Genomic DNA, 13,371 nt, shown 5'->3' on the forward strand with positions numbered 1-13,371 from the left:
CACCAGAGATTAATATACCATAACTAGGTAAAGGAAGCAAGTTTTTATTCGTCATATAACCGAATGATCAACTCTGCTTCTGTTTTCCCGCAATCAAGCTCCTTCGCAATTTCCTCGATCGTAAGTCCTTTTGCATGGAGCTGCATAACACGGGATTCGAGAGAGGCTTCTAGTTCATATCCCGGTGCATCACCGAGCAGACGATCAACATCCGCATCTGCTTCTTCCGATTCCGGTTGATGAGCAGGTACTTGCTCTGCAGGTTGCTGACTTTCCTCTTTTTGATTCTTTTGTTCAACTGAAGATGCTTTATGATTCGTCATTAAAGCTTGTAACCGGTCATTTTCCGCTTTGATTTCCTCGAGAGAACGTTCTAGTGCTGCTGTTAATTCAGCGGAATTTGCCGTGTTTTCCAATTGCTGTCCTTTCTTTAACAACTGGAAGATTGCTACAAGCGTGATTAAATGTAATAGAAAACTAATAATCAGTAAAAATGAAACCATGACCGTTCTCCTCTACCCACTTATAATTGCCATATTGGGATTAAAAATTATCCTTCCATTAAAACAACTGCTGCACTGCAATTTCATTATTGAAAAGATTGAACTGTACGTAATGATAATTTGTAGTCATCACTCGTTTATATTTTCCAAACGTAACCGTAACATTCTGATAAATAAAGTTTCTTACAATGAGTTGCGTATCCCTGATATCCCCCATCGCTGCATTCAGCTCTGCAAGCTCGTCAGTAATTTCATTAAGCTCGCTTGTGACCTTTTCCATGGAATGTTTCTGACGCAATTTTGAAATGCGGACGTTGGGGTCGCTATCACTCTGAGTGGCAAGCTTATCCCCAAGCATTTTCAACTTTCCATGCATTTCTTCTAGCTCTATTTTCTTTTGCTTTAATGCTTGCTCTTTATCTGCTACTAGTTTATTTACTCCTAAAATAATTTCTGTTTTCGTATGAAGCTTCGTTCCAATATCTTTCGCTTCAATTGTTTTTCCGGCAGATAACGAGCCGCCAATAATATTCCCTTTTTGAGAAAATACATGTCCGCGGACAACACATTCACTATGAAGGATGGAATTTTCCACATATAAATCGTTACCTGCGAAAATCTTTGCCTGGTTAATATAACCTAGCTGGATATTCTCCTGTGCTTCCAAACGTCCCTTGTCCTGTCCTGCAATTCCTTCTGATATGTAAATTGAACCTCCAGCAATGATAGTTGCAGCTTCTACCATCCCGAAAATCTTGACATCGCCGTCAGCCTTTACAGTAAATCCTGTCGGCACGTCTCCGTGGATAATAATCGTCCCAGTAAAATCAAGGTTTCCAGTTTTCATTGACAATGTGTCATTCACATAATACTCAGGGAAAACTTCAATTTTCCTTCCCGTATAACTTAACTGCCCATCCTCTGTAGCATAATAACAGTTATCAGCCTTATTGAATAGAACGTTCTTTCCAGGCCGAATGGATTTGGCTTTGCCTTGAGGAGCCTTAACTACGTGTCCCATTACATTTTTACCATCCGTCCCTACCCCGGGATGGACGAGCTTGGCAAGTTTTTCACCCCTATTTACAGAAGGAATCGTCATTATTCCCCGGAAGTTCCAGTCTTTATCCTTTTTCATTTTCTTGTTGAGATCGACTAGAAAGGAGAATTTGCCATCTTTCCCCTTCTCTGGTTTTAAGCCTCTTGCAATAACAATTGGGTAATCAATAAAGGTAGGGTCTCCTGCTAACTGGGCAAGTGCTTGAAACTGGATGCCGTACACAACTTTGTTTGCAGTCAGAAATTCCCTCCATGAAGACATATCAACTTGCAATTTTTCCTTTAATTCATAAAACGCATCGGTACAATGAACTTCTGCTAACATATCGTTATCTTTAAACCGTACACGAAAATATTTTTTTATTCTGTCCAAATTGATTACCCCCATATAATACCAAGTCATTCGATGATCTTCGTTAATATATTTTTCAATTTGAATATTGCTTTTTTATGAATCTGTGAAATTCTTGAAGTCGTCAAGTTCAATGTTTGCCCAATTTCTGTAAAGGTAAGCTCTTGATGATAAAAGAGATCGATGACTAGCTGTTCCCTTTCATTCAAACTCTTAATTCCTTCGATTAATTCCAGTTTTAATTCTTCCTGGTAAATCTCTTCTTCCGGTGTTGCGGTATTTTCATCAGGAATCATATAGCCGATTCCTTCATTAAATTCCTGGGTCGTTGTCGGCTTTTCTTCAATCGAAAGCACATTAGCAAACAAAGAATCTTTTATAACGGATTCCACTTCATCAGAGGACATATCCAACTGCTTTCCAATTTCTCCGGAAGTAGGTTTACGTTGTAATTGCTGTTCCAACTGTTCGGCTGTGCGTTCTATCTTTTTCGTCTTCTCTCTTAGTGAGCGGGGCAGCCAATCTTCCTTACGAAGTCCATCCATGATTGCTCCTTTTATTCGAAAGGAGGCATAGGTATCAAATTTAAGTTTTCGGTTAGATTCGAATTTCGTAACTGCATCATACAGGCCGAGGAGACCAAAACTTCTAATATCATCTTTACTCACATTGTTCGGCAAGTGACTGGCAATCCGTTCTGAATGATAGTCCACCAGATACATATAATATGCAATGATTTCATTTAATACCTCGTGATGCTGATTTGCATTCCACTGCTTCCAAAGTTGTTGTTCTTCTGATGACATTCCCGAATTCATGGTACTCCACTCCTTCCTCCTAAAATTCCTGCCCGAGATCCATCCCTAAATAACGATTTCCTCACGATTCACTTTTCTAATGTTTAATTCACTAGTTGAAGGATTAAACTCAATCGTTCTTCCGATATTCCCACCGACATCTTTAGCAATGACTGGAATCTTTAACTTTTCTAATTCGCCGAGCGTTGCTTCAACATTTCGGCGACCTATCCGTAATAAATCAGAACCCGTACCGAATTTGAACATTTCCGCGCCACCAGCTATTTTAGCTTGAAGCGCCGAGTGCTTGGCTCCCATTTGCAGCAACTTTTCTACTAAATAGGGTATAGCAGTATCCGCATATTTATATGCGTTAATCGGTTTCTGTCTCGTCGCGGTCGAATCTGGCAATAAAATATGAGCTAGTCCAGCAACTTGTTTCTTCTCATCATAAATGACAATTCCTACACAAGAACCAAGCCCCAATGTTCGTATCGTATCAGGCGCCCGTACCGTATTCAAATCGGCAATGCCTACTCTGATGACTGTTCCAATTTTATTCATTTTCTTCTAGTCCTAACGCTTTAAATATTATTTGCAACGAGTCAGGATTCGGCAGCAAGAAAAAGTTCCCCTTTAACATGTTGCTTGTCCCTTGACTATTTACTTTAGAATCAATAACGATTGCATAGTCCGAAGCTTGAGAAATGTCGATTAAGCCATATGTCAAAACTGCTGCAGCCATATCAATCCCTAGATGGGGAACAGAAGGTTGCAGATATAAATGCGTAAAATCGGATAACGCCGAAATATAAGAACCAGTAACAATATTCCCTACTTCTTCAAGAGCTGAAAATTCTATCGATTCCTTACCTAGATCCTCTTTAAGTTTATAAGTCGGATTATTTGTCATCGTGCGGATGAGCAACTCGGCTTCTTCGACGGATAAAACAAAAAACACATTACTTGGTGCATCACCATAGATACGAAATAAAATAGCGACAACTTTTTTCTCCGGACCGCCGATCAATTCCATCATTTCATCAAAAGAAACAACATTAACCGATGGGATGGCCATTTCAATCTTGCGGTTTAATAATTGGGATAACGCGGTGACAGCATTTCCCGCTCCAATATTTCCTACTTCCCGTAGTACATCGAGTTGGAAAGTAGATAGATCCCTATATTTCATAAGGTTTCTGTCCTTCTTCTGTCACCGCATGCGTATACTGGTTAGAAATGAGAATCTTCTTTAGGTTAAGCAGAATAAGCAATCGATCCTCAATTTTGCTCACTCCGTCAATATAATCAGCTGCTTCCGAACCGACAACCTCTGGATTTGGTTCCATTTCATCTAATGCAAGATCGATTACATCACTTGCTGTATCAACAATTAAACCGACTTCAAATCCATTCTTTTTCACAATAATGATGCGATTCTCTTCTGTCAGTTCCGTTTCGGCCATTCCGAAGCGTAACCGTAAATCAATAATTGGAATAATAACACCCCGTAAATTAATAACACCTTTGACAAATTCTTCTGCACGGGGAACACGTGTGATTGGCTGGATTCTTTCAATTGCACTGACATATTCAACTGGTAAAGCATATTCTTCATCTTGTAACTGAAAAACAATGACTTTTAGATAATTCCCTGTAGAATGTTCCATGTTTTTTCATCTCCTGCTCTAGTTCTATCACAAATATTTTAGAATCTATGTTATTTTGCCGAGAAAATGTCCTACTTGATGCAAAGGTAACACTTGATCAACTAATCCTGTTTCATAAGCAGCTTTCGGCATACCATAAATAACGGAACTTTCCTCTGATTCAGAGATAATAAATGCTTGCTTGTCCACTTGTTTAATCTGTCGGATGCCGCTTGCACCATCACTTCCCATCCCCGTTAAGACAACTGCTGTTTTATTCAAGTTCTCGTGATTGGCTAGAGAATAGAACAGGGCATCTACGGAGGGACGATGGTTATTCACTGGCGGGTCCTTTGTTAATTTTAGCCCATATTCCGTCCCAATTTCCTCTACTACCATATGGAAATCGCCTGGTGCGATATATACGAATCGCGGCTTTATGACATCACCATCTGCCGCCTCTTTCACCTGAAGACTTGTTAGCTTATTTAATCGTTCTGCCAGTGACTTTGTAAAATGTGGAGGCATATGTTGTACGATAAGTATCGGTGTTTGAAAGTCTCCAGGTAAATCCGAAATGATTCGTTGTAGAGCTTTTGGCCCACCTGTAGATGTTCCAATAGCAATCAATGAATAATCTCGTGCTTTTCTTGTCGGTGGTAAATAAGAACATAAAGATGTCGGACTGGAATTTTCTTTAACCGAGCGCACTGGTGGAATCCCTACGTCTTTTGCTGCAATTACTTTAGAAATAATTTCTTCTTGAATCGTTTCGATATTCAAGGAAATTTCCCCCGAAGGCTTCATAATAAAATCAATAGCACCATTATCTATCGCATTTATCGTATGCTCTGTGCCATAATCTGATTTGCTCGATAACATAATGACTGGTACTGGCATCGTCATCATTATTTTCTTTAGTGCTGAAATTCCATCAAGAACTGGCATCGTAATATCCATCGTGACGACATCCGGCTTAAGTCTTCTAATTTTTTCAATTCCATCTTTACCGTTTCTAGCTGTGTCGATTACTTTAATACGATCATCGCTGTTTAATATGTCTGTAATCATCTTTCGCATAAAAGCTGAATCGTCAACAACAAGTACACGAACTCTTTCCATTAAAATTTACCTCTTAGCAGATTTTTTAATTTTTGAAGGAAAGCTCGTCCATCCGTTACTGGAACGGCCTTCTCCTTATTCAGATAGCTTTCCGTAATTTGTTTGACTGATCGGGCAGCCGGTGCTTTCTCATTTAATATTAAAAAAGGCACTTGCTGCATAACTGCTTGCACTACATGCTTATCTTCAGGAATGATACCTAACGGGTGCACATCAATTTGAAGAAACTGTTTAATAACTTGTTGCAGCTGCTTTAAAGAAGTCATCTCTCCATGCGACCTGGCTCGATTTAAAATTAAGTGTAGTGGCATGCTTCCTCCATTAATTGTAATCTGTTTAATCATACTATAGGCATCCGTTATTGCAGTTGGCTCTCCTGTTGTAACTACAATACATTCGTCGGCAGCTAAAATGAAAAATAGACTTGTTTCCGTGATACCCGCACCCATATCGAAAATTATATAATCATACATCTCTGTTAACTGTTCAAACTGCTTATAGAAATAGTTCTTTTCCGTCTGTTTCATCTCTAAAAATTCGCTGAGCCCTGTGCCACCTGCAATATAAGATAAACCTTGCGGACCTTGCTCGATTATTTCAGTGATTGATAACCGTTCCGTGAACATGTCAACAATTGTATTTTTAGGCTGAAGGCCGAGTAGAATATTTATATTCCCCATACCGACATCAAGATCAAATAGAACTACTTTTTTATTTCGCCGGACCAGCTCTAGGGAGAAATTTAAACCAATGTTAGACTTCCCGACTCCCCCTTTACCACTAATGAAAGCAACTGTCTTCGCTTCATGTTTCGGTTGAGATTGCTCCATTTTTATCCTTAGGTTCTTCGCCTGGTCAGTCATCTTCTTGCCCCACAATCAGATCACTAATTAAAATTGGAGTTGGTTTCACTAGGTCATCGGGAACATCTTGTCCATTGGTTAAGTAGGCAATGCCGATGCGGTTATTTAAGGCGATAGAAAGGATACTGCCATACTGTGTTGTTTCATCCATTTTCGTGAAGATCATTTCTGTAAGCGGAATGTCCTGGAACTGTTCAAACAAGTCCTGTACGTCTTTTGGTTTAGTGGTGAGCGCCAATACGAGATAGGTTGCAATAGATGGTACATCTTCCAACATCTCTTTAAGTTGATTGATATAAGCTTTTTCACGAAAATTCCTTCCAGCTGTATCGACAAGAATCACATCATAATCCGTAAACGTTTCAATCGCTTGCCTATAATCATCAACTTGGTAAGCAACTTCCAAAGGAACATTTAAAATGCGGGCATACGTTTTTAATTGTTCCACCGCGGCAATACGATACGTATCGGTTGTTATGAAAGCAACCTTCTTTTTTTCTTGAAGTAAAAGCCTGGCCGCAATCTTAGCAATTGTTGTTGTTTTACCAACCCCAGTCGGACCGACAAATTGAACAATTTGTTGTTCACCTGTGATACCTTGAAAGGACAGTTCATTCAATTCATTACGAATGACTTGTTTCAGTGCATTCGCAATACTCGTTTCCGTCACTTCAGTTCCCTCATCCGCTAAGAAGCTAATTGTTTTTTCAATAATTGCTTCAGCAAGCGTCTTTTCTACTTCCTGATCGAGAAGTTGCTGAAGCGCAAGTTGATATAATGCAGGAAGCTTCGTCTCATCTTTTGCTGCTTCCAGTTCGATTAAATTCTTTAGATTCCTAATTTCTTTAAGTACCGGTTCTATTGTTTGCAGATCAGATTGGGGTTTACTCGTTTGTTCCATTTTAATCTCTTTATCTTCCAGCGGCTTTGAGTCACGCTTGATGGGATCAGGATCATGTGCGGCAATGACCTCAATCCTCTTCTTTTGAAACAGACCGAGGAAGCCTTTTTGTTTAATTTCTTTTGATTGAAGAATAACCGCTTCTCGACCGAAGTCTTTTCTTATTTCATTCATCGCTTCAGGCATTGTGTCTGCTATATATTTTTTTATCTTCACGCAATATTCACCACCCCTACACTTTGCACCTGGATATCCGGTTCCAATTCGTTATAAGACAATACAACAACTTGCGGCAAGAACCGGTCAAGCAATTGTTTTAGATACATCCGGATTGCAGGCGAGCACAAAACAATTGCTGTATCTTCCTGAAGTGTCAGCTTCTCCACTTCCTGATGAATCGTTGTAATTATTTCTTGTTGTTTATCAGGTTCAAGAGATAAATAATTCCCATGCTCTGTATGCTGAATACTTTCTGCGAGCAACTTCTCCACTTTACCGGATACCGTAATGACGGTAAGAGTACGGTCGGGCTTCGCATACTGTTCCGTCAGTTGTGCCGACAAGGATTGTCTAACATATTCCGCGAGTAAATCCGTATCGTTCGTCATCTTGGAAAAGTCGGCCAATGTTTCAAATATGACCGGCAGATTACGAATGGAGACATTTTCCCGAAGTAGTTTTGCCAATACCTTTTGAACATCCCCGATTGCAAGCGGCTCAGGATTAACCTCTTCGACTAAAATCGGGTTCGTCTCTTTCAGGTGATCGATAAGCTGTTTCGTTTCCTCTCTACCTAGCAAGATATGGGCATGCTGTTTGATCACTTCTGTAATATGGGTTGAGACGACAGATGGCGGGTCTACAACGGTATAACCGGAAAGCTCAGCTTCATCCTTATGTTCCTCCGTAATCCATTTCGCAGGGAGACCAAAGGCCGGTTCCAACGTATCAATTCCTTCAATTCCATCGTCATCCATATCAGGTGCCATCGCTAAATAATGGTCCAGCATCAGCTCGCCTTTTGCCACTTCATTTCCTTTGATCTTCAGCCGATATTCATTTGGATTCAGTTGAATATTATCTCTAATTCGCACAACAGGGATAACCATCCCAAGTTCAATTGCCAGCTGTCTACGAATCATAATCACTCTTTCTAGCAAATCTCCACCTTGATTCGCATCGGCAAGCGGAATCAGTGCATAACCGAATTCGAATTCAATCGGATCAAGGTTAATTAAATTCACAACATTTTCCGGTGTATGCAGCTTGGCACTTTCCGCCTCATCCACTTCTTCCTCATCCGGTTCATCCGGGATAGCCGGTTTTCTATCTATTATGTAACCGGTGAAAAATAATAGACTCGCAAGTGCTGTCGTAAGAAAGAAGTTGATTGGTGTTAAACCGAGCAGGAAAACTGTTCCAGCGGCTACATATAAGAGTTTAGGATATTGAGTGATTTGATTCACCACATCCGTACTTAAATTTTCCCCATCACTTGCACGGGTAACAACAATTCCAGTTGCCGTTGACATAAGGAGAGCTGGAATCTGAGTGACCAACCCGTCACCCACTGTGAGTCTAGTAAACAATTCAACTGATTCATTTAAGGATAATCCCATCTGGAGCATCCCGATAATAATTCCAACAACGATATTAATAATAACAATGATAATTCCAGCAATTGCATCGCCTTTTACGAATTTACTGGCACCGTCCATTGAACCGTGAAAATCTGCTTCCCTTTCTATCTTTTTCCGGCGTTCTTTTGATTCTTGCTCCGTAATTAGTCCGGCATTCAGGTCTGCATCAACACTCATTTGCTTACCAGGCATCGAGTCCAAAGAAAATCTTGCTGCTACTTCAGATACCCGTTCTGAACCTTTTGTAATAACTAAAAAGTTAATAATAACAAGAATAATAAAGACGACAAACCCGACAAGCGGATTACCACCAATTACAAAAGAGCCGAATGTTTCTACAACCCCTCCCGCATCACCTTCTGAAAGGATTGCTCTTGTTGTCGACACGTTTAAACCTAACCGAAATAGAGTGACTAATAGGAGAAGCGTCGGAAAAACAGAGAACTGAAGGACTTCCGTTGTGTTCATCGCCACAAGAATAACAATCAAGGAAATCGTAATATTCACTAGTATAAGTACACTTAAAACGCCACCCGGAAGCGGGATGACGAGCATCATAATAATTAAAATAACTCCAATTAGTACAGATAAATCTCTTACCTTCATTCAGTGTCTCTCCTCAAGATCTTGCTTTATTATCCATTTGATACACATATGCCAATATTTCCGCAACAGCTTGATAGAACTCTTCCGGGATTGTTTCCCCAACTTCAACGATGCTATAGAGTGATCGTGCAAGAGGTTTATCTTCTACAGTTGCTATTTCATGTTGTTCGGCAATTTCTCTGATCTTTCGCGCAGTGTGATCCACACCTTTAGCAAGCACGTAAGGTGCGCTTGCTTTATCTTCATCATATTTCAGAGCAATCGCAAAATGGGTTGGGTTCGTAATAACAACATCCGCTTCTGGAACTTCCGACATCATACGTCTCGTCGCCATCATGCGTTGTTTCTCTTTAATTTTCGATTTGATCAGCGGATCACCCTCCATATTCTTATACTCATCTTTAATATCTTGTTTCGACATCCGCATATTTTTTTCAAAGTCAAATCTCTGATAAAAATAATCGAGTACCGCTAAGAAAAGAAGTGCGACAGTAGCAGAGAAGCCCATAATGATTGCGACTCTTCCAAACAATGCAAGCGCACTCTCTGCATTTGTAAACATTAGCATGAGTACCTCATCTTTATAGATCCAAATCACGCTGAAGGTGATCGCACCAATAAAAGTGATTTTAAAAAGTGATTTTAAAAGTTCAACTAAAGCACGAATTGAAAAAATCCGTTTCGCACCTTGGATCGGATCAATTCGCTTCAAATCAAATTTTAATGGTTCCATTGAAAACAATACACCTCTCGTTTGGATCAGGTTGGAGGCAAATCCAGCAATCATGGCAATCAGCATAATCGGTGCAAGCATTTTCGCGGCTTCAAGTGTTGCCCCATTCAAGACCGTAGCAACTGATTCAATCGTCACATCCCAATGAATGAAGTTTGTAAATGCTTGAATGAAGAACGTCAGCATGGTTTCAAGAATAAAACCGCCAAAAATAAACAGAGCCAGGAAGCAAAGCGCGAGTAATATAGCCGTATTAATATCTTGGCTTTTCGCAACCCGTCCCTTTCTCCGTTCATCTTGACGTTTTTTGGGGGTCGCTTTTTCAGTTTTTTCTCCAGCAAAAAACTGTAAATCCATTGTCAACCGCATGCTACGCACCTCCGAAAATCCTCAATAATTGCCGCATCGTTTGAAGCATCGTACCGAATAAATTCTCTACCGCAGTCATAAAAAGGGCTAAGAAAATTAAAATCGCCATAAAGCTGACAAATATTTTCAGCGGCAATCCGACAACAAATACGTTCAATTGCGGTACAGTACGTGCAATAATACCAAGCGCAATATCCACAAGAAATAGCGTGCCAACGATGGGAATAGCCATTTGAAAAGCAATAATAAACATATAATTGAATGCCTGAATAATAAATTCCGCAATCGATTCCTCATGAAGCGGAAGATAAGCATCGATTGGCACGAATTCGTAACTTGTAAAAATTCCATCAATAATCAAATGGTGTCCATCCACGGCAAGTAAGAATAAGAGAGCAATCATATAAAAATATTGTCCCGTTAGCGGACTTTGTGCACCTGTTTGCGGGTCAACGACATTGGCGATTGCAAAACCCATCTGGAAATCAACAAATCCCCCAGCAACTTGCAATGCCGAGACAATAATAAAAGCTATCAATCCAATAAGCAGGCCAACAAGCGCTTCTTTCACTACAAGAAAAATATATGTATGATCCAGCGTTAAGATTGATGTATCAATTGTCTGGAAAAGTATGAGCGCTAAAAAGAAACTGAATCCAATGCGGAACGGCATTGGAATCGTCCGATAAGAAAATAATGGAATAACGATAAAAAATGACAACAAACGAACAAAAACAAGTAATAATATTGGCAGTCGGTTTAAATCAATTAATTCAAGCATTGCTTACCCTACAAGTACATTTAAATTTTGAAATATATCGGCACCAAATTCCACCATCGTTGTCAACATCCATGGGCCGAAAAAAATAAGCCCGATTAAAACTGCAACGATCTTCGGAATAAAGGCTAATGTCTGTTCTTGAATTTGTGTTGTTGCCTGGAAAATACTGACTAATAATCCCACCGCAAGGGCGAGAATGAGCAGTGGACCTGCTACAAGTAAAATTGTATAGATACCACGCTCAGCAAGTGCTAAAACAAATTCGCTCGTCATTATAGAACACCTTCCTCCAGTAATTCACGCTAAAACCCTGTAAGTAACGAATGGGTGACTAAATACCAACCGTCCACAAGCACAAATAAAAGAATTTTAAAAGGTAGTGAAATCATTACCGGTGGAAGCATCATCATTCCCATGGACATTAGAATACTAGCAACTGCCATATCAATAACGAGAAATGGAATGAAAATCATAAATCCCATCTGAAAAGCAGTCTTCAGTTCACTAATTGCAAAGGCCGGAATCAATGTCGTTAATGGAATATCTTGTATGGTTTCCGGCGGTTCAGCCTCTGAATAATTTAAAAATAACGCAAGATCTTTTTGCCGAGTGTGCTTTGACATAAATTCTTTCATTGGTACACTGGCATTCTCATAAGCTTCATCCAATGTAATTTCCTCCGCGAACAATGGGTCAAGCGCTTCAGTATAAACCTCTTGAAAGGTAGGCGCCATGACAAAGAACGATAAAAATAGTGCTAAACCAATCAACACCTGGTTGGGCGGCATTTGCTGTGTCGCGAGGGATGTGCGAACGAATGAAAGCACAATGACAATACGTGTAAAAGAAGTCATAAGAATTAAAATCCCTGGAGCCAGTGAAAAAACCGTCAGCAATAAAATCAAGCGAACAGAAGTCGATATATTTGCGGGATCCGAACTGGAAAATATCTCAATAAATTCATTCATTTCTATCTTCCTTATTTCTTTCGATAATAGATTTTCGCGTTTTTTGCAGACGATTCAGTTCTTGATTGAACAGACGGTTAAATTGATCCTCTTCCACTTTTTCTTTCTGATTCTTTTTCAGAATTGAAGAAAGTATATTACTAGCATCCAGTTCGCTCTGTTGTTCTTCTTTCGCTCTCATAATCTCTTCCATTAATGTCGGATCATCAAGCTCTTCCAGTAAGGTAATATTTTCAGCTACGCCAATCAGATAAAGTTTGTTGCCTAAACGGATTAGTTGGACCGTTTTATTCTGACCAACTGAAATACCTCCAACATTTTCCAAACTCTTAATACGATTGCCGATTTTATTTCTTCTCTTTAAAAAATAGAGAAAAACATAGATTAATCCTACGACAAGCAATAACGCAAACACTAAGCGAACAATTTGAAAGAATAAGGAACCAGGTTCTTCTTGTTGCAGTAATTCGGTATTTTCATTACTTTCGTCTTCTGTCACTTGTTCTTCACAGCGTTCCGGATTTTCCAGGCATTCATCAACATATTCCGGCTCAGCGTGTATATAACTGATATCCCCAAACAAGCCGCATAAGACAACTGAAAAGATAATAGAAAACATAACGATAGGTTTCATAGACATAGACGCTTAGCTCAAAGCTTTTTGGATAGCTTCTAATACACGATCAGCCTGGAATGGTTTTACGATAAAATCTTTAGCTCCCGCTTGAATTGCATCAATAACCATCGCCTGTTGCCCCATAGCTGAACACATAATGATCGTAGCATCTGGATTAATACCTTTGATTTCCTTTAGCGCAGTAATTCCATCCATTTCAGGCATTGTAATATCCATTGTTACAAGATCGGGTTGTAATTCCTTATATTTTTCTACTGCTTCTTTCCCGTCCTGGGCTTCCCCAACAATTTCGTAACCATTCTTCGCTAAAATATCCTTTATCATCATACGCATAAATGCTGCATCGTCAACAATTAAAATTTTATTAGCCATTTTCTAATCCTCCTACAAT

Annotated in this window: 16 protein-coding genes; all 16 read right to left on the reverse strand. The window is 39.6% G+C overall.

All coding sequences use genetic code 11. The features are described from left to right. Positions 1–44: 44 nt before the first annotated feature. The 16 genes from GN217_RS04305 to GN217_RS04380 are packed head-to-tail and all read right to left on the reverse strand — an operon-like array spanning position 45 to position 13,352. Entirely contained in the window at positions 45–503 is a 459-nt protein-coding gene (locus GN217_RS04305) for a DUF6115 domain-containing protein (RefSeq protein ID WP_156855430.1), read from the reverse strand. 58 nt (positions 504–561) lie between these two features. Then, positions 562–1,935: a flagellar assembly protein A gene (locus tag GN217_RS04310; RefSeq protein WP_198042589.1), complete on the reverse strand. Its 1,374-nt coding sequence runs from the start codon at positions 1,933–1,935 to the stop codon at positions 562–564. A gap of 26 nt (positions 1,936–1,961) precedes the next feature. Continuing rightward, positions 1,962–2,732: a FliA/WhiG family RNA polymerase sigma factor gene (locus GN217_RS04315; RefSeq protein ID WP_156855432.1), complete on the reverse strand. Its 771-nt coding sequence runs from the start codon at positions 2,730–2,732 to the stop codon at positions 1,962–1,964. Positions 2,733–2,777: 45 nt separating this feature from the next. Then, positions 2,778–3,275, reverse strand: coding sequence for a chemotaxis protein CheD (locus GN217_RS04320; RefSeq protein WP_156855433.1), 498 nt, complete (start codon positions 3,273–3,275; stop codon positions 2,778–2,780). Then, the gene (locus tag GN217_RS04325; RefSeq protein ID WP_156855434.1) at positions 3,268–3,903 is read right to left on the reverse strand and encodes a chemotaxis protein CheC; all 636 of its coding nucleotides are present in this window, start codon (positions 3,901–3,903) and stop codon (positions 3,268–3,270) included. The genes GN217_RS04320 and GN217_RS04325 overlap by 8 nt, the downstream gene beginning before the upstream one ends. Further along, complete coding sequence (locus GN217_RS04330; protein ID WP_156855435.1) at positions 3,893–4,381, reverse strand: chemotaxis protein CheW; 489 nt, start codon at positions 4,379–4,381, stop codon at positions 3,893–3,895. Before GN217_RS04330 ends, GN217_RS04325 begins: the two co-directional genes overlap by 11 nt. Positions 4,382–4,426: 45 nt before the next feature. Continuing rightward, on the reverse strand, positions 4,427–5,482 hold the full coding sequence (locus tag GN217_RS04335; RefSeq protein WP_156855436.1) for a protein-glutamate methylesterase/protein-glutamine glutaminase: 1,056 nt from the start codon (positions 5,480–5,482) through the stop codon (positions 4,427–4,429). Further along, positions 5,482–6,312 carry a MinD/ParA family protein gene (locus tag GN217_RS04340; protein WP_232334329.1) on the reverse strand — a complete coding sequence of 277 codons (831 nt, stop codon included), beginning with the start codon at positions 6,310–6,312 and terminating at the stop codon, positions 5,482–5,484. Before GN217_RS04340 ends, GN217_RS04335 begins: the two co-directional genes overlap by 1 nt. Positions 6,313–6,337: 25 nt before the next feature. Then, positions 6,338–7,462, reverse strand: a complete 1,125-nt coding sequence (flhF, locus tag GN217_RS04345; protein WP_156855438.1) for a flagellar biosynthesis GTPase FlhF — start codon at positions 7,460–7,462, stop codon at positions 6,338–6,340. Then, on the reverse strand, positions 7,459–9,492 hold the full coding sequence (gene flhA / locus GN217_RS04350; protein ID WP_156855439.1) for a flagellar biosynthesis protein FlhA: 2,034 nt from the start codon (positions 9,490–9,492) through the stop codon (positions 7,459–7,461). Before flhA ends, flhF begins: the two co-directional genes overlap by 4 nt. 13 nt (positions 9,493–9,505) lie before the next feature. After that, the gene (gene flhB, locus GN217_RS04355; RefSeq protein WP_156855440.1) at positions 9,506–10,594 is read right to left on the reverse strand and encodes a flagellar biosynthesis protein FlhB; all 1,089 of its coding nucleotides are present in this window, start codon (positions 10,592–10,594) and stop codon (positions 9,506–9,508) included. A gap of 1 nt (position 10,595) precedes the next feature. Then, positions 10,596–11,375: a flagellar biosynthetic protein FliR gene (fliR, locus tag GN217_RS04360; protein WP_156855441.1), complete on the reverse strand. Its 780-nt coding sequence runs from the start codon at positions 11,373–11,375 to the stop codon at positions 10,596–10,598. Positions 11,376–11,378: 3 nt separating this feature from the next. Further along, positions 11,379–11,648: a flagellar biosynthesis protein FliQ gene (gene fliQ, locus GN217_RS04365; RefSeq protein WP_156855442.1), complete on the reverse strand. Its 270-nt coding sequence runs from the start codon at positions 11,646–11,648 to the stop codon at positions 11,379–11,381. 29 nt (positions 11,649–11,677) lie between these two features. Beyond that, positions 11,678–12,343, reverse strand: a complete 666-nt coding sequence (fliP, locus tag GN217_RS04370; protein WP_156855443.1) for a flagellar type III secretion system pore protein FliP — start codon at positions 12,341–12,343, stop codon at positions 11,678–11,680. Then, a complete protein-coding gene (locus tag GN217_RS04375; protein ID WP_156855444.1) occupies positions 12,336–12,983 on the reverse strand; it encodes a flagellar biosynthetic protein FliO in 648 nt (215 codons plus the stop codon). Before GN217_RS04375 ends, fliP begins: the two co-directional genes overlap by 8 nt. A gap of 6 nt (positions 12,984–12,989) precedes the next feature. Then, entirely contained in the window at positions 12,990–13,352 is a 363-nt protein-coding gene (locus GN217_RS04380) for a response regulator (RefSeq protein ID WP_156855445.1), read from the reverse strand. Positions 13,353–13,371: the final 19 nt, after the last annotated feature.

This window comes from Oceanobacillus sp. AG (assembly GCF_009746545.1).
Lineage (GTDB): Bacteria > Bacillota > Bacilli > Bacillales > Amphibacillaceae > Oceanobacillus > Oceanobacillus indicireducens.